This is a genomic window from Streptomyces rimosus subsp. rimosus (assembly GCF_000720725.1).
Classification (GTDB): Bacteria; Actinomycetota; Actinomycetes; order Streptomycetales; family Streptomycetaceae; genus Streptomyces; species Streptomyces rimosus_A.
On sequence record NZ_JOCQ01000043.1, the window covers coordinates 37052 to 57506 of the forward strand.

Here is a 20455-nt window from a genome sequence, read left to right on the forward strand (position 1 = left end):
TCGTGGGCTCCGCGGCCGCGCGTACGGAGGGGGAGGCGGAGCCGGACACACACCTCGTACCACCGGAAGTACGGGCGGCGAGCGGCGCCGCCCTGCGGGACGCCCCCGGCCTGACGGCCCTGGAAACCCTGCGCCTCCTGGAGAGCGGGCCGCGCGGCCTGACCGAGGCGCAGGCCGAGGAGCGGCTGCTCCGGTACGGCGAGAACACGCTGCCCGAACGGTGGCCCGCCGGCCGGCCCTGGCGTTTCGTGCGCAGCCTGCGCGATCCGTTCACGACCGTCCTGCTGTGCCTGGCGCTGGTCTCGGCCGCCGTCGCGTCCTGGGGTACGGCGTGCGTGATCGCCGTACTGGTGGTGGTCAGCGCGGTGCTGCGGTCCAGCGGTGAGTACCGGGCCGAGCGCTCCACGGCGGCGCTGCGCGAGCTGATCGCCACGACGGCGACGGTGCGGCGGCGGGGGCCGGCGGGCGGAACCGCCCGGGAGATCCCGGTGGATCAGCTGGTGCCGGGCGATGTGATCCGGCTCGGTCCGGGCGACCTGGTCCCCGCCGATCTGCGACTGCTGCGCGCGAGCGGGCTGACGGTGCGGCAGGCCGCGCTGACGGGCGAGTCGGCGCCGGTGGCCAAGCAGCCGGTGGACGCGGGCACCGGCTCGTATGCGGGCACCGGCTCGTACGCGGGCACCGGCTCGTATGCGGGCACCGGCTCATACGCGGGCGACGGCGATCCCGCGAACGACGGCGGTCCCGCCGGCCCCAGCCTCTTCGAACGGCCCGAGCTGTGCTTCCAGGGCAGCAGCGTCGCCTCCGGAAGCGCCACCGCGGTGGTGCTGGCCACCGGTGCGGAGACGCTGTTCGGCGGTGCGTACGGGAAGTCGCGCGGGAGCGGCGCCGTCCCCGGCGGGCCGGGCACCCACCGGGTGTCCGGAGCCCGTAAACTCCCGCGCCGCCCGCGCGAGAGCGCCTTCGACCGTTCGGTGAACGGGATCTCCTGGACCCTCATCCGCTTCATGCTGCTCACCCCGCCGTTGGTGCTGATGGCCAACGCGGCGCTGCGCGGGCGCGGTCTGGAGACACTGCCGTTCGCCGTAGCGGTGGCGGTCGGGCTCACCCCCGAGATGCTGCCCGTCATCGTCACCACCGCGCTCGCCCGGGGCGCGGCGCTGCTCGCGCGCGGCGGCGAGGTGATCGTCAAGCGGCTGCCCGCGCTGCACGACCTCGGCGCGATCGACGTGCTGTGCACGGACAAGACCGGCACCCTCACCCAGGACCGCCCGGTCCTGGCCTGCTCCCTCGCCCCGGACGGGCGCCCCGCGCCCGGACCGCTGCACTGGGCGGCTGTCAACAGCCTGTGGACACTCCAGCTCGCCGAGCTGCCCACGCCGGACGCGCTCGACGAGGCGATCCTGGAGGCGGCCGAGGACGACTTCGACGAGCTGCTGGCCTACGAGGGGATCGCGGCCCTCCCGTTCGACCCGGTACGCCGTACGTCGTGCGCGGTGATCCGTACGGACGCGGCGTCGGCGGGCGGACCCGGCCCGCGGCTCGGTGTGCACACGCTCGTCGTCAAGGGCGCGCCCGAGGACGTACTGGAGCGCTGCGCCCGCGTCCGTACGGGGGGAGAGGACACCGACCTCGACGACGCGGCCCGCGCGCGCTTGGCCCGGTTCGTCGACGGCCGGACGGTGGACGGGCTGCGGCTGCTGGCCGTCGCGGTGGCCGAGCGGCCCGCCCGGCTCGGCCCGTACACCCCGGCGGATGAGCGCGGCCTGACCCTCGTCGGCTTCGTCGGCCTGCGCGACGCGCTCGCCCCGACCGCCGCCGCGGCCTGCGCGGGCCTCGCACGGCGCGGCGTCGCCGTCAAGGTCCTCACCGGCGACCACCCGGGCACCGTCACCCACGTATGCCGCGAACTCGGGCTGGACACCGGTCCTGGCGCGGTGCTCACCGCCGACCGGATCGACGGCCTCACGGACGGCGAGCTGGCCCGCCTCGCCTCCCGTACGACGGCGTTCGCGCGCTGCACGCCCGAGCACAAGGCGCGGATCGTGGGGGCGCTGCGGGCGGGGGACGGCACGGCGCGCCGTACGGCTCGTACGACTGGTACGGCTCGTACGGCCTGTACGGCCGCGGACGACCGTACGGGTACCGGCGCCCCGCCCCGTACCGTCGGTTTCCTCGGCGACGGCGTCAACGACCTCCCCGCCCTGCACGCCTGTGACGTGGGCATCGCCCCGCGCGACGCCGTGCACGTGACGCGCGAGGCGGCGGATGTCGTCCTCGCCTCGAAGGACCTGAACGCCATCGACGGCGCGATCGTCGCGGGCCGCCGCAGCAGCGCCAACATCGCCACGTACCTGCGCATCACCCTCTCCTCCAACCTCGGCAACGTCATCGCGATGCTCGGCGCCGGGCTGCTGCTGCCGTTCCTGCCGATGCTCCCGGCACAGGTCCTGGTCCAGAACCTGTGCTTCGACGCGGTCCAGCTCGCGTTCGCCTTCGACCGGCCGGGCCCGGCCGCGCTGCGCCGGCCCGCGGTGCTGCGCCCCGCCGACCTGCTCCGCTACATCACCGGATTCGGCCTGCTCAACGCCGCCGCCGACCTGGCCACGTTCGGCGTGCTGATGCTGGCGGTGCACGGCTCCGGGCACCCGGGCGGCCAGGACGCGTTCCACGCCGGGTGGTTCACGGAGAACCTGCTGACGCAGGCGCTGGTGATGTACCTGCTGCGCGCCGGACGCCACTCGGCGGAGGGCCGGGCACCCGGCCCGATCCGGGGCGCGGTGTGCGCGCTCGCCGTCATCGGCCTGCTGCTGCCGCCGTCACCGCTGGGCCCGCTGCTGGGCATGTCGGCGCTGCCGCCCCTCTATTACGGGCTGCTGGCGGCCGTACTGGTGCTGTACGGGGCCGGGCTGGCGTGGGCCAAGAGGCGGTACGACCGGCGGGTATCTCACCCGTAGGACAACCCCGAGCAGATGTTGTCGTCCGCCGATCGCGCCGAGTCGCCGATCGACGACGAGCCGGGCGAAGGGGCTGCCGAACCGGATGGGGCGGCGGCGGGGGCGGAGGATGCCATGGTCGGATCGGCCGCGTAACCGGCGCCCAGGACGACGTTGACGCCCGCGGTGGCCGTCGGCACCAGCTTCGCGTCACGGAACCGGGCGGCGACGGCCTTGGCCTCGGATTCCTTGCCCGCGCCGTACTCGACGGTGGTCGTCGCGTGATCCTGGGTACGCGCGGTCGCCGTACCGGTGACGGTGAAGCCCGCGGACTTCAGCTGCCCGGCGGCGCGGGCGGCCAGGCCGGTCTTGGTGGTGCCGTTGTAAACGGCGACGCTGATGCCCGTACCCGTACCCGCTTCTGTACCCGTACCTGTACCCGAGCCGGACGGGGACGGCGAGGGGCCCGGGGACGCCTGGGCTCCCGGCCCGCCCGCGTTCTTGCCGTCCAGCGTGCGGTCCGCCTTGATGTCCGCCCAGAGCGTGTCCGCCGCCGGGTGCACGATCGCGACGCGTTCGCCCTGGTAGCGCCACGGCAGCGTGATGAACTTGGTGTTGTGCAGGTCGATGTCCTTCAGCGACATCGCGAAGGAGAGCAGCTTGTCGGCCGAGTCCAGGCCCGGGTCGACGGTCATGGACCGGGTGGCGGCGTTGGCCAGCGGCAGCAGCGTGCCCGGGTTGAACCCCTGGTCCTTGACCTTCTTGATCAGCGAACCGACGAACGCCTGCTGCCGCTGGATACGGCCGATGTCGGAGTTGTCGCCGATCCCGTGCCGGATACGCACGTAATCGAGCGCCTGCTGACCGGATACGTTCTGCGGGCCCTTGGCGAAGATCCGCTCACCGCGGGAGTGGCGGTTCGGGTTCAGGTCGCCCTCGTAGATGTCCTTCGGCAGGCAGACCGGTACGCCGCCCACCGCGGACGTCATCTTCGAGAAGCCCTCGAAGTCGACGACGACGGTGTGGTCGACACGGACGCCGGACAGTTTCTCCACCGTGTTCTGGGTACAGGCCGGATTGCCCCGGGCGCTCCCGCCGACCGAGAAGGCCGCGTTGAACATCGCGTTGTGCTGCGGCGCGGTCCACCTGCCGTCCGGCAGCCGGCACGGGGGTATCTCCACCAGGGTGTCGCGGGGTATGGAGACCGCGACCGCATGCTTGCTGTCGCCGTATATGTGCAGCAGAAAGGCGGTGTCCGAGCGGCCCACGTCGCCGTCGCCGCCACCCAGCGAGCTGTTGCCGCCGGACCGCGAGTCCGAGCCGATGACCAGCACGTTCTGTCCGCCGGCGCCCTCCGCGGGGCGCTGCGGGCTGACGCCGTCGGCGCCGAATGTGGTGATGTTCCCGTTGAGCTTGAAGTAGAACCAGCCCGCGCCCGCGGTGATCAGTACGAGCAGCGACACGGCCACGATCCCGGCCGTACGCAGGGGCCGCCGTCTGCCCCGTACGGCCCGGTCACCGCCGCCACCGCGGCTGCTGTCCCTGGCCCGTCCGGTGCGCTCGGCCACCGCCCTGCGACTGCTTGCTGTCATGTGTGTGCACCCTCACCTGCGCGGTTCTTGCCGAAGAAGACGGTCGTTCGGGCCAGTCGGTTGTACAGTTGCGCAATGTAGCAAGTTACGAATCCGGCAAGACGGCGCGGACCGGTGACCGCCGGTGGCGCGATGGAGGGAAAGGCGGGACGACGATGCTGCGGAACGGGCTGGAGCCCTGGCACCTGCTGATCGTGGCCCTCGTGGTGATCCTGCTGTTCGGCTCGAAGAAGCTGCCGGACACGGCCCGGGCCCTGGGCAAGTCGCTGCGGATCCTCAAGAGCGAGACGAAGGCGATGAAGGACGAGGCGGACGGGACGGCCGGGACGAACGGGACGGGCGATGGCGCACGGGCGGGTCAGGTGGTGGCCGCCGACCGCGTACCCGGCGCGGCCGCTGCCCCTGGTGCGCCCACTGCCTCCGGCGCCCCCACCGCCCCCGTCTCCCCCGTAGGCGGAGACGGCCGCCACCCATAATGGTTGGCGCGCGTCGCGATCAGCGCGCCGCGCCCAGCACCAACCACGAGGGGAAACGGACCGGATGAGCACCGAGCGCAAGCATTCCGAACACGCCGTACGCGCCGTACGGGCAAAGAGCGGACGCGTCACCGCAGTTGTCGTGGCCTTGCTGCTCGGCCTGATGGGCGCGGCAGGCACCGCGGCAGCGGCGGCGCCCGCAGCGCCGGCGGTCACCCACGCCGCCCACAGCGTTCAGCAGCAGACCACCGGCACCCCGGCCGCGCAGGCGGAGGCCGCCCCGGCCTCCTTCCACCACCACGCGAAGGCCGCCTTCGGCTCCAAGGACAAGAAGGAGAAGAAGGAAAAGAAGAAGAAGGGCTTCTTCAAGAAGCTCGGCATCTTCCTCATCGTGCTGATCATCATCTTCGTCGTCATCATCATCGTGGTGATCTGGCTGATCGTGCACTTCGTACGCAAGGCGTTCCGCCGCCGCCGGAGCTGAACCCCGGCACCCGGACAGTGCAGCCCCTGCCGCGAGCAGCGAACCCGCGGCAGGGGCTGCTGCTTTTCCCGTTCTGCTGCTGAAATCCCCGCAGTCGGCCTTGGAGAACCGGAACTGGAACTGCCGTGAGGGCCCGGCCGGTTACCGGGTGTTTCCTCTGGTGGTTGCCGGGCGTCCCCCTTGGTGGCCGTGATGCCCCGCGGTGGCACAAGGAGACTCTTGCGGCCGGGCTTCGCACATCATTACGTTTTTCCTCGTCGGCGGAAACACCGCCGACGGCTCTTCTCGATTACCCGTGCCCGCTCTTCCGCGGCTCATGACGGGTATCGGAAGCAAGGGGGAAAAATGGCTGTACTGTGCAAGCCGGCGGTCGCCGTTCCGGAGAACGTCGTCACGATGGAGCAGACGCTCGAAATGGCTCGGCGTGTGCATGCGCAGAGCCCGCATCTCAACCTGGCTCTGCGGCTGATCACCAATACCGGGGTACTGAAACGGCATACCGTCCAGCCGCTTGACCGGACGCTGGCTCATCCGGGGTTCGAGCTGCGCAACAAGATATACGAGCGGGAAGCGAAGCGCCGGGTTCCGCCGGTGATCCAGCAGGCTCTCGCCAACGCGGAGACGACGGCGCGGGACATCGACGCCATTGTTTACGTTTCCTGTACCGGATTCATGATGCCGTCGATGACGGCCTGGCTGATCAACACGATGGGGTTCCGTCCGGCCACCCGGCAGATTCCCATCGCCCAGCTCGGCTGCGCGGCCGGCGGCGCGGCCATCAACCGCGCCCATGACTTCTGCGCGGCGCACCCGCAGAGCAACGTCCTCATCGTGGCGTGTGAATTCTGTTCGCTGTGTTACCAGCCTGCCGACGGAGACATCGGGTCGCTGCTCTCCGACGGCCTGTTCGGGGACGCGGTGGCGGCGGCGGTGGTCCGTGGTGAGGGCGGCACCGGAGTACGTCTCGAACGCAACGCGTCGTACCTGATCCCGGACACCGAGGACTGGATCTCCTACGACGTCAAGGAGACCGGCTTCCACTTCCGGCTCGACCGGCGGGTGCCCGGCACCATGGAGCCGCTCGCGCCGGTGCTGCGCCAGGTCGTGGGCGCGCACGCCTGGAACGCGGCGGACCTGGACTTCTACATCATCCATGCCGGTGGACCGCGCATCCTGGACGACCTGTGCAAGTACTTGGGCGTACCGTCCGAGCAATTCCGCTTCAGCCGGGCCACGCTGAGCGAATACGGGAACATAGCGAGCGCCGTGGTCCTCGACGCGCTGCGGCGCCTTTTCGAGGACGACACCATGTTCGCGGACGCCCAGGGACTGATCGCGGGCTTCGGCCCCGGAATCACCGCGGAGATGAATGTCGGCTCCTGGGTGACCGATGAGCCCGACCGTCTCGGTGCGGAACTGTCCGCGCTGCCGGAGATGGTCTCCGGCTGAGCCCGTGCACAGACCACTGACCACGCGAAGCAGGGAGGAAAAGTGACCGTGAACGGTCTCATCGTGCCCCCGGGCGGGGGAAAGCGACTGGTCGCCAAGGCGCAGGACGTCACGTTCAAGGTGACGGCGGAGCACTCGAAGTACGCGTCCACCTTCGAGGTCGTCGTGCCGCCGGGTTTCAACACCGGGGTGCACTATCACACACAGGGAGAAGAGCTCTTCTACATCCTGGACGGAGAACTCGATCTGTTGGCATTCGAGCCCCGGGAACAGTCCGGTGACTGGCTGGACTGGGAAGGGGCCGACGGGCAGCGGGTGGTGCGGGCGGGCGCCGGTGCCTTGATGTTCGTACCGCCCGGCTGCCCGCACGCCTTTGCCAATCGCACGGAGAAGCCCGTGAAGATGCTTTTCCAGTCGTCTCCGCCGGGCGACCACGAGGAGTACTTCGACAAACTGCTGGACATATTCACCGGCGGGGATCGGGTGGACGCGGAAGAAGTGGCGAGGCTCAGGGAAGAGCACGACGTGCACCAGATCACCCCGTTGTCCTACGGCTGAGCGGGGCGTCGTGCACCGTATTCTCGCGATCTCCGGGTCACTGCGCGCCGGCTCCTGCAACACCCGCCTGCTGCACGCCCTCGGTCCGCTGGCTCCCGAGGGCATGTCGATCGACGTGTTCGACGGCCTGGGGGACGTGCCGCTGTTCAACGAGGACCTCGACACGGACCCGGCGCCGCCCCCGGTCGCCCGGTTGCGGGAGGCCGTGTCGGCCGCCGACGGGCTGGTCATCGCCACGCCCGAGTACAACCATTCACTGCCGGGCGTGCTGAAGAACGCCATCGACTGGCTCTCGCGGCCGCACGGCCGCGGGGCCCTGTCCGGCAAGGGGGTGGCGGTCATGGTCGCCACGCTCGGGCGGGCGACGGGATACCGCGGCTTGAGCGACACCGTACGACTCGTCGGTTCGCTGGGAAACGTCGTGGTACCGGATCCGGAAGTGGTGATCGCTTCCGCGCCGAGCGCCCTGGAGGGATCTCCGGACGGTTCGGTGCGGCTGGTCGATGAGACGGCCGCCGGCTTGGTCCGCGTCCAGTTGGAAGTGCTCGCCGACGTACTCGCCGCGCAGGCGCACCAGAGCCTGCGGCAGGCGGTGGAACGCAACCGCGCCGCGATCGAGCGGGCACGGTTCTTCCCGTACGTGGCGCGGGCGCTGGCTGACGGCGCGACACCGGAGGCCGTGACCGAGCGGCTGTTGAGCGCCGGGCAGACCCGGGAGACGGCGGCGCGCTGGCTCGCCGAGGCCCGGGCCGCCGACGCGGCATGACCGGGCCGGGTTCCGGATACGGTCTCTTGCCGTGCTGAACCCGGGGACAAGCGGCAGACGGGTGCGACGCGCACCGCCGTGAGCTGGTGCGCGTCGCGCCCGTCCCGGTACGGACGGATGTCAGACCAGGCAGGCGGCCCTGGGCTCGGCCGCCTCCGCGGAGGCGGCCGGACCTTTCTCCCACCAGTCGGCGAATCCGACCACGAGGTGCAGCAGTTGATGGCCGGCCTTGGTTAACCGGTACCAGACGCGCACCGGAGAGCTTGCGGTGTCCACCGAGCGGTGCACGAGGCTCGCGCTTTCGAGGCGGCGCAGGACGCGGGTCAGTTGTTTGCGGTCCAGGCCCGTGCGGCGGACCAATTCCGCGTGTCCACGCGTCGCGGCCTGCAGGGCCACGAGCACGGACAGGTCCCACTTTTTGGAAATCAGGCCGATGGCGGAATTCGCCGCTTTGAGTTCCTCAGAGTTCATGGTCTTGCTTGCCCTCCTGTCGGCTAAAAAGCAACGGGATCCCCGTGGGCTGCTTGTTTTACTCCGGGCGCGCGCCTGCCTCTGGGTCAGATCATCTATCATCCGCATATGACTGGGCAAGCGGCCTTTACTCTCTTTGCGTAGTCATTGCGGTATGCAGGTAAGGATGTGCCTTTCCGGCGCGAAGCCGAGGAAGAGCTGAATATGTTGTGTTTTCAATGGACGAGACCGAGCGCGCTCCAGGCCGCCACCATGGCCGGCAGAATGGAGTCCAGTCGGTCCATCAGGCCGCCGTGCCCGGGCAGCAGGGCGCTCATGTCCTTGATGCCCAGGTCCCGTTTCACCGCGGACTCGACGAGGTCGCCTCCCACGGCCGCCAGGGCGATCAAGCCGCCGAAGAGAGCGCCCTGCCACCACTGCGTCTGCGCCACCCACCCCAGTGCGGCCACGCCGACGACGGCAGCCGCCGACAGTGAGCCGGCGAAGCCCTCCCAGCTCTTCCTGGGGCTGATGGCCGGCGCCATGGGGTGGCGGCCGAGCAGGGCCCCGGTCACATACCCGGCGGTGTCGGTGGCCACCACGCAGGCGATCACCGCCAGTACGAGCAGCGCGCCGTGCGGCTTCTGGACCAGCAGGACCGCGCAGCACGCCGGCAGGGCCAGGTAGCCGAGCAGCAGTACGGACGCCGCCGCGCTCCGCAGGTATCCGGCCGTGCCGTACGCCAGGTGCCAGGCGAGGCAGACGAGTACGGCGGCCGCGGTGACGCGTAGCAGGGCGCCTTCGCCGAAGCACCAACCGGTCCACACCATCAGCTGCGTTCCGAGGTGGACGGGCGCGAGCGCCACACGTAGGCCCGACTGCCGCAACCGGCGGCCCAGTTCGGCGACCGCCGCCAGGGCTCCTACCGCGGCCAGGACGGCGAAGGCCAGGGGGCCGGTGACCAGCGTGCCGCACACGACGGCCGCCAGCAGGATTCCGACCGCCACCGCACGGCCCACGTCCCGTCCGCCGTGCGCGGGTGTCGTGCGGCCGTCGGCGTTCGAGTGGGCGGGTACGTCCTGGCCCACGGGGGCGCGATCGTGTTCCGTAACGTTCACGTGGACTCCCGCCCGCCCTGCGGCGCGTCGCCGGAGGCCGGACGGGCTTCGCCGTTCCCGCCGCTGCCCGGGGCGCCGCTGCGCTTGCCGAGCAGTACCGCCACCGCGGCTACGGCGACGATCACCGCGACGACCCGGTAGCCGATCGCCATGGCGTCGGTGAACGCCGTGACCGCGGCGGCGTGCTGGGCGGCGCCCAGGTGCTCCGCCGCGGCCATCGCGTCCGAGGCCGAGTGCGCGTGGGGCGCGACAGGAGCCGGGAGCCGGGCAGTGAACCCGGCGGTGAGGACCGTGCCGACCACGGCGACGCCGAGGGCACTGCCGAGTTCGCGCGCGGTGCTGTTCAGCGCGGAACCCACACCGCTCTGGCTCTTGGGCAGCGCCCCCACGATTCCGCTGGACAGCGGCGGGGTGGCGAGGCCCATGCCGGATGCCATGACGAGCAGGTCGATGACGTAGATCCAGTACGGCGTGCGTGCGGTCGACAGGGACAGCAGCAGAAGCCCGGCGACGATGAGAGCCATGCCGAGCGCCACGACCCGGCGTGTCCCCCACCGCCCGGCCAGCCGGGCCGCCCGCGGCGAGACGAACTTCATGCACAGGCCCTGCGGCAGGATCGCGAGCCCGGTGGCGAGGGCGCTGAATCCCTTGGCGTACTGCAGGTACTGGGCATTGAGGTAGAAGAGGCTGAACATGCCGAGGAAGGCGGCCGCCACACCGAGCGTCCCGGTGCGGACGGCGGGCAGCCGGAACAAGCGCGGGTCGACCAAAGGGGCCTCGGCACGCAGCGCATGGCCGACGAAGGCCGCTCCGGCGAGGAGGGAGACGGCGAAGCCGGTGAGCACGGGCACCGAGGCCCAGCCCATCTCCCGCCCCTCGACCAGGCCGAACAGCAGGGCGGCGAGCGTGACGACGAGCAGCGCCGTGCCGACCGGATCGAGGCGGGCGGCATGCCGCCCGGTGGCCGGCGCGTACCGGGCCGCGAGCACCGCGAGCACGATGGCGACCGGAACGAAGAGGGCGAAGAACACCGGCCAGGAGAAGAACTGGAGCGTGCCGCCGGCCACGACGTTGCCCAGCATGCCGCCCAGGCCCGTGGCGCCCGACCAGGCGCCGACCGCCTGGCCGCGCTTGGCGGGCGGGGTCACCGCCAGCGACAGGGCGAGCGTGGCGGGCATGACCAGCGCGGCGCCCAGGCCGGAGACCGCGCGGCACGCCAGCAGGACGGGGACACTGGGCGCCAGCGCACAGCCCAGGCAGCCCAGCGCGAAGACGCCCAGCCCGGTGATGAGTACGGGCTTGCGGCCCCAGCGGTCGCCCAGCGCCCCGGCCGGTATGAGAAAGGCCGCGAAGACGAGGACGTACAGGTCCACGATCCACACGGTCTGGGTCGCCGACGGGTGCAGCGCACTGGCGGAAAGCTGCGGCAGGGCCAGATTGACGCCGGACACCATGGCCTGGACGGCCATGACGGCGGCGTTCATCAGACGCGGGACCTTGCCCTGGTCCGTGCCGCCGGGCGTCCGCCCGCCTTGCCGTCCGGTGCGGCCAGGGGCGCCGGATGCTGCACCGTGCCGCTGGCCGGAGGCTGTTGCTGCGCTGTGCGCGTTCATGTCCTTCCTTTCTCGCTGCTGGTTCGGATGACCGTAGAAATGCGGCGGGATAACTTCAAATGCAGGTGAGTGATAAATAGAATGCGCCCCGTGCATTCGAAACTGGATCTCAACTTATTGGTGGCCCTCGACGCACTGCTGGACGAGTGCTCGGTCACCGCCGCGGCCGAGCGGCTGCACGTATCGGAGCCGGCCATGAGCCGCACCCTGGGGCGCATTCGCAAAGCGGTCGGCGATCCGGTGCTGGTGCGGGCCGGACACGCCATGCAGCCGACACCGCGCGCCGTGGCGATGCGCAGCGAGGTGCGCGAGCTGGTACGGCGGGTACGGACGGTGCTGGCGCCGACGGGCGAACCGGACCTGAAATCGCTGGAACGCACCTACACCGTGACCGCCAACGACGCGATGGTCACCTCGGTCGGCGACCACCTCGTCTCCTGCGTGGAGAACGAAGCTCCCGGAGTGACCCTGCGTTTCCTCGCGGAACCGCCCGGGGACCACTCCGGGCTGCGGGAAGGCAGCACCGACCTCGAAATGGGCGTACTGGGACCGGCGGCTCCCGAGGTGCGCACGGAAGCGCTGGCGACGGACCACCACGTCCTGGTCATGCGCCCGGACCACGCCCTCGCCCAGGGCGAGGTGACGGCCGAACGGGTGGCCGCCGCACGGCACATCACGACGTCCCGGCGCGGCCGCCTGTCCGGCCCGCTCGACGAAGCGCTGGCCGGACTGGGCCTGGGCCGGCGCATCACCGTGTCCGCACCGACCTTCGCCGCCACCCTGCTGCTCCTGGTCAACCGCCACGATGTGGTGGGACTCGTGCCCTGGCGCCAATACCGGCGCAGCGTCCAGGCACTCGGCCTGGTCACCAGGGAACTCCCGCTCGACCTGCCGCCCGTGGAGCTGTCCCTGGCCTGGCACCCCCGCGACGACGCCGACCCGGCACACGCCTGGCTGCGGTCACGCGTACGGGATTCCGTACGGGCCGTGCTGTCGTGACGGCATGGGGCCGGGGCCGGACAGGGGGCACGCGGTGAACGCACGCCGGACAGGGGGCACGCGGTGACCGTACCGGGCTACACGGCGGCGCCGAACCACCGGCGCAGCGCCTCCAGCAGCGACACCTGCGGGCCGCCCCCGTCGCCGGGCGTACCGGCCCATGCGATGCACCCGTCCGGGCGCAGCAACAGAGCGCTCACGGACTGGAGTTCCGCGTACGAGGCCGCTTCCGTGCCGTCCACGTCGAGCCCCTCGGTGTCGGGCACCACCCGCACGGTGTCCACGTGCTGGGACCAGCCCACGGGGGGAGCGCCGGTGAGGTCGAGCAGCAGTCCGCGCCCACCGCGCATCAATTCCGCCACGTCCGTGGCCAGGCCCGTGTCCACGGGGCCGGATTCCTGGGGGCCGCTCTCCCGCAGCAGCAGCTTCCAGTTCGGGCACAGGGTGCCGACCAGCGGGTGCTCGTCACCCAGGGCGTAGCGCTCGTCCAGGCCGGTCAGCAGGTTCCACAGGTGCTCGTTGACGTCGTCGAAGCGCATCAGGCGGGCGAACAGCTCGCGCAGCGCGCCGGTCTGGGCGTCGGGCCGCATCAGCGCGGTCTGGGCCCGGGTGCTGTCCATGAGCCGCCGCCCGGCCGGGTGGCGCTCGGCGGCGTACGAATCCAGCAGGCCGTCCGGAGCCCAGCCCGCGACGGCGGCCCCCAGCTTCCAGCCCAGGTTGACCGCGTCCAGCAGGCCGACGTTGAGGCCCTGTGCGCCGAACGGAGGGTGGACGTGCGCGGCGTCGCCGGCCAGGAACACCCGGCCGCGCCGGTACTCGGCGGCCTGCCGGGCGTTGTCGGTGAAACGCGTCGGTGCCGTGACGGAAAGCAGCTCGACGTCGACGCCACTGGTGCGGCGCATGCTTTCCTGCATCTCGTCGAGGGTGACGGGTTCGTCCTTGGCGGCGGGCGGGCCGGTGAACTCCACGGTGAAGACACGGTTCACTCCGAGCCCGTAGGCGAGCATGCCCTGGTCGGTGCGGTGCCAGCCCAGGCGCAGGGCGGCGGGGTCGGCGAGTTCCACGACGGCCTGCCGCCCGGTGAGCGTCGCGCCGGTCCCCGCGAAGTCGATGCCGAGGAGCTTGCGTACGCTGCTGTGCCCACCGTCGCACCCCACGAGAAATGCGCAACGGGCTTCCAACCCACCGCCGGGCATGCGAATCGAGACGGTCACGCCGTCGCCGTCCTGACGTAATCCGGTCAGTTCGTGCTCGCGGCGGAAATCGACTCCCAGGCGCCGGGCGTGATCGGCCAGAATCAGTTCGAGAGCCCGCTGATTGACCGCCATACGCCGCCGCTGTGAACCTTTCACCCGCGCCGGTTCGAGGTATTCGAGACCCGCGAAGTGATTGGTCGGCCCGAGCCGTACGGCGCTCTTGGGCAACAGGGCGGGGTCCGCAACCCCCGCGGCTGCGGCCGCGGTCCTCGCAGCCTGCCGGAAGCGTTCCTGCTCCACCTCGGCGAGCTGCCCGCGCAGCCCCCGACGCTCCAGCGCCTCGACCGCCAACGGCCCGAGGACGCCCGCCTTGACCGTCGTGTCGACCTCGGAACGGCGCTCCACGAGCAGCACCGAGGCGCCCGCCGTGCGCAACTCCGCGGCGAGCAGCAACCCGACCGGCCCGCCACCGACCACCACCACGTCGAAGAAACAATCGCCCACCGCGGAAACCTCCGAGAACCGACCCGTGACACATACGGGCTCCCCTTCGGGGGTAAAGGGGAGCCTGGGTGCTGAGCAGCACCATGGGAAACGGTATGGGTGTTCTTCCGGGGGCACCAATGATTGTTCGTCATCCGATGAATGCGTGTGGCGCATCCAGTGTTCTGCCGCTGTCCCCGCGCATTTCGCAGTACGTTCGGGAGCGCGGATCGCCGGTCATTCCGCATTCCTGACCGCGTCGGTCAACGCACCCGCCCCCGCGGTTTCAGCGCCACCATGGGAAGTTCAGGCGCGGGCAACCGATCACCGTCGTACCCGCGAACCTCACCGAACCGATTCCCCGCCGCCATCCACTCCTCGCGGGCCCGGGCGATATCCGCGTGCGAACGCCCGATGAAATTCCACCACATGACGATCTCCTCCTCGAACGGCGTGCCGCCGAGCAGAACGGTCCGGGCGGGGGCGTCCGACTCGTTCGTGAGGGTCAGGCTGTCGCGGCCGGGGCAGGCGTAGCCGAGTTCGGCCGGGCGCAGCAGGGTGCCGGCCAGGCGGACGGTGCCCTGGTCGACGAGCAGGCCGTGCTCGAAGGCGGGGTCCACGGCGAGGGTGACCGTCGCACCCGGCGCGAGGACGATCTCGGCACCGAGGAGCGGGGTGAAGGTCGGCACCGGCGAGGTGACACCCGCCAGCGTGCCCAGGAACACGCTGATCCCGGCCCCGCCGTCCTGTACGGGACGGGGCACGTGGTGCTGGAAATCGGCCTGCGTGAGGCGGTGTTCCGCGGGCAGCGCCACCCACAGCTGCACCCCGTGCAGCACGGTGGTCCGCCCGGTCGACACCTCCGAGTGGCTGATCCCGCGGCCGCCCGTCATGAGGTTCAGCTCGCCCGGCCGTACGTACGCGTGGGTCCCCAGGCTGTCCCGGTGCTCGATCTCCCCGCTGAACAGCCAGCTCACCGTCTGCAGGCCGGTGTGCGGATGCGGCGCGACGTCCATGCCGCCGGTCTCGGCGACGTCGTCGGGGCCGTAGTGGTCGGCGAAGCACCAGGCGCCGATGAGGGTACGGGAGCGCTGCGGCAGCGTACGGCGCACGGTCATGGCCCGCGGGCCGCCCAGTGGCACATCACGCGGCGCGAGCACCTCGACCTCGGGCGCCCGGTCACCCGGCGCGCAGTGCAACTCGGCGGGGTTCACTTCGGTGTTGCTCATCTGGGGCGGCGCCTTCTCGGGACGGTTGCTTGCACGTTCAACATACAGCGGGAGCGTGCTCTTCGTTGCCGAGGTGCCACCCGAAGCCCGGGCCGCTTGCCGGGCGTTCGGGCACTCGTCCATGCGCCGGGCGGCCCTGACCTGGGTCGCCGCACACGCAGCCCAGGTCGGCGGATGCCTGGCGTAGCTATGCCGGGGACCGGGACCGGGACCGAAATCTGGAACCCTATGCGTCCCCGATCAAGACATGCGGCCGCTCAGACGCTGCTGGCGGCAGTGACGTCGGGTACGTGTCCCGCCGGGGCCACATCGTTGGGCCTGTGCGTCGTGGGGGCGTTTGGGGCGGTGGCCATGTCGCGGGTTTCGTCGGTCAGGTGGACACCCAGGTCCGTCAGCTCCCTCAGCCACGTCGCTGCACGGTCCCGGGCGCGGGTGGGGTCGGGTTCGTCCCTGGGAAGCATGCCGAGTCTTTCGATGGTCTTCTCGACGCGCCTGTTGTGCGGCCGGGAGTAGTCGGGCATCGGCGGGTGCTCGTAACCGCCCTGCCAGAGGATGAGGACCGCGTCGTCGTTGCGGGTGCGCACCGTGTCGAGGGTGTCGGTGACCAGCGCCCGGGCGGTCGGTTCGTCCATCCCGTGGTGCCGCCATGAGTAGTCGGCGTCGTCCGGGTCGTCGACCACCAGGCCGAACTCCCGGGCACGTTGCCAGACCGGCATGGTCTCGTCCTGGAGGGAGAAGACGCTGAGCAGGAAGTAGCCGGCGTAGTCCTCGGCGAGGAAGTTCCGGGTGCGGGCGAACTCCTCGGGGGTCTCTCCCGGGTAGCCCGCCATGAAGGAGCAGCGGTAGTCGACGGGGCTGCCGTGGAGCAGTTCGAAGGCGTTGCGGTTGTGCCGGGCGGTGACCTTTTTGTCCATGTCGCGGAGCGTTTGCTCGCTCATCGATTCGAAGCCGATGCTCAGGCTGCGGCAGTGCGCGTCGGTCAGCCGGCGCACGTCGTCGGGGGTCTTGATGGAGTTGGCCCGGCTGTACGCTTCCCAGCCCAGGTCGAGAGCCGGCAGGAGGTCGCACAGGGCGCGCAGCCGGGTGGGCGGGACGGTGAAGGTCGAGTCCATGGCCTTGATGTGGCGGGCGCCGGTCCGGTCCGCGTACCGGGCCCAGTCGCCGAAGATCTTCTCCGCGGACTTGTAGCGCCACTGGGGCGAGGCGTGCGGGAACGAACAGAATCCGCAGGCGAAGGGGCAGCCGCGCATCGACTCGTACGGGACGATCGGCGCCTTGAGGTGGAACCCCGGCGAGGGGTGGGCTTCGAGGTCGATGTAGGTCAGCGGGGTGGACGCCGGGCGTCCGGCGTCGTCGCGGGTGACGAGGTTGGGCACCTCGGTGAGGTCCTGGCGGCCCGCCACCGCCTGGAGCAGCGCGGGCAGCGCTTCTTCGGCGTCGCCGCGCAGGACGTGGGCGATCTCGGGGTGGTCGCGCAGGATCTGGGCGTACTTCAGGTTGCTGTACTGGCCGCCGACCACGAGCACGGCGGACGGCCACCTGCGGCTGATCCACGCCACGGCGTCGGCGAGTGAGCGCCGGTCCCAGATGAACGTGGTGGACAGCAGGGCGACGTCGTACTCGCCGGTGGCCTCGGCGTCCTGGCCGGCCCACACGGTGCTGGTGTCGACGTGGGTGTACTCGACGGGCAGGGCGTCGAGGATGGAGCGCAGGGTGAAGGTGGTCAGGTGGGGCGTCTCGGTCGTCCGGCGGCGCAGCAGCGGGCGCAGCCCCTGGCCGGAGGAGTAGTGCAGCCGGGAGAGGTCAAAACCCGGCAGAGCGGTGCGGTAATAGTGTGCCGCGTTGTCGGTGACGGGGTCGAAGGCGGTCCCGGCCAGGTAGCCGCTGTTCTTCACCGCCGGGCCCAGCCCCGAGACGAGGAGGATTCTCATCGGCGATCTCTCCCTGGGGCTACGACGGCGCGCTGAACTCGCGGGTGACGCGTCGCAGCCTCGATGCGGACGGCTGGGTCGTGATCATCTGGCCGCAGCCGGCGTCCACGTCCCGCGCCTTGCTCGGGATGACGTAGGCGGGCTGCCCGCAATCGTCCAGCCAGCCGGCGAACTCGACGGCCCGTTCGTCCGGTACCCGCTCGAAGGGCAGCCCCGGCACCGTGTTCCACAGCAGGAGCTTGACCGTGAACAGGTTCCGGTCCAGGAGCGCGGCCAGTTCCCGGGCGTCTTGCGGGGAGTCGTTGATGCCCTTCAGCAACAGGTAGCTGATGTCCACCCGCCGGCCGGTCTCCTGGGCGAAGGCGCGCGCCGCTTCCAGCACGTCGCCGATCGGGTACTTGCGGTTGAGGGGGACCAGGCTGGTGCGCAGGGTGTCGTTGGCCGCGTGCAGTGAGACGTACAGGTCCACCGCGGGCGCCTCGGCCGCCAGGCGCTGGATGGCCGGGACGATGCCCATGGTGGAGACGGCCACGTTGTGCACGTCCTCGCGGCCGGTCAGGTGGAGGGCGGCGTCCCGCACCGGCTCGTAGTTGAGCATCGGCTCGCCCATGCCGGCGAACACCACCCGGGTGCCGCCGCGCACGTTCTCCTCCCGGGCGGAGCGGATCACCTGGGCGCAGATCTCTTCGGCGGACAGGTTGTGCTTCATCGGTTGCAGGGCGGTGGCGCAGAACCGGCATCCGACGTTGCAGCCGGCCTGGCTGGACACGCACACCACGGCTCCGCTGGGCAGGCTCAGCGGGCGCTCGGCCGCCTGTGCGGAGGGCTGGATGAAACTGTCCGCGGTCGTACGGAACAGAACGCTTTCCACCTGATGGCCGCCGGGCAGCCGCCAGACGAATCTGACACTGCCGTCGTCGCTGGTGGTCTTCTTCTCAAGGTCCAACATGGGTGCCACCCTTTCGGCGCGGTCTCAACGGGGTTCGCCCGGTGCTGCGGGTGCGTCTTCGGGCAGCCAGGTCCGGGAGACCCCGCACTGCCGCGGCTTGGCCAGCCGCCGGCCGGACAGCACTTCCTCGTGGGTGCGGACCGGATCCTGCCGCCAGGCTTCGAGCTGGTCGAGGTCCAGCTCGGAACGGCGCCGCCACGGCAGGCCCGGGTAGTCGCAGGGCATGGAGGTGATGGTGGGTACCGGCAACCGGTCGCCGTACAGACGGCCCGCCCACAGGTCGCCGCTGTCGTCCAGCACACCGACCTGGTCGTGGTCCAGCAGGCGGCTCACCGGCAGGGCCGGTGGGACGCGCAGGCTGTTCTCCGCGCCGTTGATGTCCTGCCGGACGATCCACTCGACCAGGTCGTCCTGCCGCCGGTTGAGCGCTTCCTCGGCGAACAGCGATGTCATCACCACTGCCACCGCCACACCGCCTGCCTGCTGATAGGCCAGCAGGCCCGCCAGGCGCTGCCGTAGCTGCCCGGCGGTGTCCAGCGCGCTCACCGACACCCGCAGCTCGGCCCCGGCCTCGACCAGGCCGGACAGCGTGCCGGAATCGATCGTGCGGAAGTACTTGGTGACGAACACCGGGCACCGGCCGGACTCCCGGACCAGGCGCGCCAGCTGGTACGCCTTGGGCCAGTTCCACGAGGCGTCGCTGTTCCAGCCGTTGCGCAGGAAACGCTGGTCGTCCGGCAGGGCCCGCAGGTCCGAGCGCAGCAGGTCGGTGTCGAGCACGTTCTCGACCCGGATGCCGAAGTCGTAGCCGGCGTCGAACGAGCCGCGGGCGGCGAAGCAGCTGCCGTAACAGATCTGCGACGCGGGGAGGCACCCCAGGTAGAGGTCGGAGGTGATGCTGTCGAACGGCAGTCCGCCGTGCCGGCCCGCCCGGATCACCACGGGTTCCGGACGCCGCAGCGTCCGGCCTCTGGTCAGGACGTGGGAACTGTCCGCGATCACCTCGCGGACCTCGCGCATCACCGCTGGGGGCGAGGCGGGCATGGTGTCCGCGTCAGGAGACATCGCCGCTCACCTCCATGACCCGAGAGGCAGATCGGCCGGCCGGAAGACCGGTGACGACCTCCCCGGCGGGCACGGCGAAAATGTCCTTGGGTGCGAAAATCTTGGTCGCCTTCAGCCAGCGCCGCCCCCGGAACTCCTCCCGCCGGTGCAGCAGCTGCGCGTTGTCGTAGAGGGCGAAGTCGCCCGTGGCCCAGCGATGGGAGTAGACACGCGATGGCCGGATCATCCGGTGCACCACGGTGGCCTTCAGCTGCCGGGACTGCTCGGCGTCCAGCCCGGTGAACTCCAGCGTGTTGTCGCTGACGTAGGCACAGCGCTTCCCCGAGGCGGGGCTGACCAGCAGTGCGGGGTGTGACACCCGGATCTGGGGCGCGTTGTCGTGGTTGAAGGCCGGCTCGTAGACCGCCCGCCGCGCGGCGAGTTCCGCGACGGTCCGCTCGTCCAGCCCCATCGCGCCGACCTCGGTCGGCAGGAAGCTCGTCGCGCCCCCGGAAACGGCCGGGACGACGCAGTACAAGACCGCCAGCGTCGCCGGATTCTCGCGGTGCTGCTGGTCGGAATGCCAGTAGTCGGTGTCGGCCCCGGCGAAGCCGATGGGGTCACCGGACTCGTCCCGCAGGTTGGACAGATAGCTGATCTGCGGGAAATCCGGCGACAGGCACACCTTCCGCGAGGACTCCTCCAGCGGGCCGATACGCCGCGCCAGGGAGTGCATCTCGCGGTCGTCGAGCGACTGGCGCCGGAACACCACCAGTCCCGCCTGTTCGACCAGCCGCAGCAGATCCGTCAGCTCACCCGACGAGCAGTCCTGCAGCGCGACACCGCTGACCTGCACGCCAAGCGCGTCGGACAAGGGTTCCACTTTCATTGGGCCTCTTCCCGGGCAGGCGGAAGGCAGGGGCGACCGGCAACGGGTCGGACAGAAGGATTCGTGCCGGAGAAGCGGTCCGGGCAACGCGATGAGTCACCCTCGGCGTACGGGCCGCCGGTCGCCTTTTTAGTGGCCCGGGCCGTGGCGGACCGGGCCGACGCTCCGGCCGGGTCCGACTGGCGGCGGTGGACTTCACCCCATCACAGCAACCGGAGCACGTCACGCGGCACCGCCCGGTCTCCGATCACCCGCCCCCGTCGTCGACGCGTGGGGCGGGCGGGTCTGCTCGG

At 70.9% G+C, this 20455-nt stretch carries 17 protein-coding genes; 7 read left to right on the forward strand and 10 right to left on the reverse strand.

The genetic code is table 11. From position 1 onward, the window contains the following. The first annotated feature begins 2 nt into the window (after positions 1-2). Positions 3-2957 (forward strand): P-type ATPase actuator domain-containing protein, encoded by a 2955-nt coding sequence (locus IH45_RS0122605; protein ID WP_030671307.1) that lies wholly within the window; start codon positions 3-5, stop codon positions 2955-2957. On the opposite strand, the gene IH45_RS0122610 is transcribed toward IH45_RS0122605, so the two are convergent. Then, the gene (locus tag IH45_RS0122610; RefSeq protein WP_030671310.1) at positions 2948-4528 is read right to left on the reverse strand and encodes an LCP family protein; all 1581 of its coding nucleotides are present in this window, start codon (positions 4526-4528) and stop codon (positions 2948-2950) included. The two genes, IH45_RS0122605 and IH45_RS0122610, sit on opposite strands and share 10 nt — an antisense overlap. A 155-nt stretch (positions 4529-4683) precedes the next feature. On the opposite strand from IH45_RS0122610, the gene tatA reads away from it, so the two are divergent. The 5 genes from tatA (at position 4684) to IH45_RS1000000145390 (ending at position 8261) form a co-directional block, all read left to right on the forward strand. After that, entirely contained in the window at positions 4684-5004 is a 321-nt protein-coding gene (tatA, locus tag IH45_RS0122615; RefSeq protein WP_030671315.1) for a Sec-independent protein translocase subunit TatA, read from the forward strand. A 64-nt stretch (positions 5005-5068) separates the two neighbouring features. Then, positions 5069-5488 (forward strand): hypothetical protein, encoded by a 420-nt coding sequence (locus IH45_RS0122620; protein WP_030671320.1) that lies wholly within the window; start codon positions 5069-5071, stop codon positions 5486-5488. A 345-nt stretch (positions 5489-5833) separates the two neighbouring features. Next, positions 5834-6937: a type III polyketide synthase gene (locus IH45_RS0122625; RefSeq protein WP_030671325.1), complete on the forward strand. Its 1104-nt coding sequence runs from the start codon at positions 5834-5836 to the stop codon at positions 6935-6937. 42 nt (positions 6938-6979) lie between these two features. After that, entirely contained in the window at positions 6980-7495 is a 516-nt protein-coding gene (locus IH45_RS0122630; protein ID WP_394298697.1) for a cupin domain-containing protein, read from the forward strand. Positions 7496-7505: 10 nt separating this feature from the next. Continuing rightward, on the forward strand, positions 7506-8261 hold the full coding sequence (locus IH45_RS1000000145390; RefSeq protein WP_050515081.1) for an NADPH-dependent FMN reductase: 756 nt from the start codon (positions 7506-7508) through the stop codon (positions 8259-8261). A gap of 120 nt (positions 8262-8381) precedes the next feature. Here the strand turns inward: IH45_RS1000000145390 and IH45_RS0122640 are convergent, their stop codons facing one another. The 3 genes from IH45_RS0122640 to IH45_RS0122650 form a co-directional block, all read right to left on the reverse strand. Beyond that, the gene (locus IH45_RS0122640) at positions 8382-8732 is read right to left on the reverse strand and encodes a winged helix-turn-helix transcriptional regulator (RefSeq protein ID WP_050515082.1); all 351 of its coding nucleotides are present in this window, start codon (positions 8730-8732) and stop codon (positions 8382-8384) included. A gap of 215 nt (positions 8733-8947) precedes the next feature. Next, positions 8948-9829 carry a phosphatidate cytidylyltransferase gene (locus tag IH45_RS0122645; protein WP_078897722.1) on the reverse strand — a complete coding sequence of 294 codons (882 nt, stop codon included), beginning with the start codon at positions 9827-9829 and terminating at the stop codon, positions 8948-8950. Further along, positions 9826-11442, reverse strand: coding sequence for an MFS transporter (locus IH45_RS0122650; RefSeq protein ID WP_234440631.1), 1617 nt, complete (start codon positions 11440-11442; stop codon positions 9826-9828). The genes IH45_RS0122645 and IH45_RS0122650 overlap by 4 nt, the downstream gene beginning before the upstream one ends. A gap of 81 nt (positions 11443-11523) precedes the next feature. Between IH45_RS0122650 and IH45_RS0122655 the strand changes: the two genes are divergently transcribed. Beyond that, on the forward strand, positions 11524-12441 hold the full coding sequence (locus IH45_RS0122655) for a LysR family transcriptional regulator (RefSeq protein WP_030671342.1): 918 nt from the start codon (positions 11524-11526) through the stop codon (positions 12439-12441). A gap of 77 nt (positions 12442-12518) precedes the next feature. Here IH45_RS0122655 and IH45_RS0122660 read toward each other — a convergent pair whose 3' ends face one another. The 6 genes from IH45_RS0122660 to IH45_RS0122685 form a co-directional block, all read right to left on the reverse strand. Beyond that, the gene (locus IH45_RS0122660) at positions 12519-14141 is read right to left on the reverse strand and encodes an FAD-dependent oxidoreductase (protein WP_050515083.1); all 1623 of its coding nucleotides are present in this window, start codon (positions 14139-14141) and stop codon (positions 12519-12521) included. A gap of 242 nt (positions 14142-14383) precedes the next feature. Next, on the reverse strand, positions 14384-15349 hold the full coding sequence (locus tag IH45_RS0122665; RefSeq protein ID WP_030671348.1) for a pirin family protein: 966 nt from the start codon (positions 15347-15349) through the stop codon (positions 14384-14386). A 257-nt stretch (positions 15350-15606) separates the two neighbouring features. Continuing rightward, positions 15607-17280: a B12-binding domain-containing radical SAM protein gene (locus IH45_RS0122670; RefSeq protein WP_063763036.1), complete on the reverse strand. Its 1674-nt coding sequence runs from the start codon at positions 17278-17280 to the stop codon at positions 15607-15609. A 19-nt stretch (positions 17281-17299) separates the two neighbouring features. Next, positions 17300-18229 (reverse strand): 23S rRNA (adenine(2503)-C(2))-methyltransferase RlmN, encoded by a 930-nt coding sequence (locus tag IH45_RS01000000143975; RefSeq protein ID WP_050515084.1) that lies wholly within the window; start codon positions 18227-18229, stop codon positions 17300-17302. Positions 18230-18253: 24 nt separating this feature from the next. Continuing rightward, positions 18254-19294 carry a hypothetical protein gene (locus tag IH45_RS0122680; protein WP_050515085.1) on the reverse strand — a complete coding sequence of 347 codons (1041 nt, stop codon included), beginning with the start codon at positions 19292-19294 and terminating at the stop codon, positions 18254-18256. Further along, positions 19284-20147 carry a TauD/TfdA dioxygenase family protein gene (locus IH45_RS0122685; protein WP_158813235.1) on the reverse strand — a complete coding sequence of 288 codons (864 nt, stop codon included), beginning with the start codon at positions 20145-20147 and terminating at the stop codon, positions 19284-19286. The genes IH45_RS0122680 and IH45_RS0122685 overlap by 11 nt, the downstream gene beginning before the upstream one ends. Between the last annotated feature and the right edge of the window lie 308 nt (positions 20148-20455).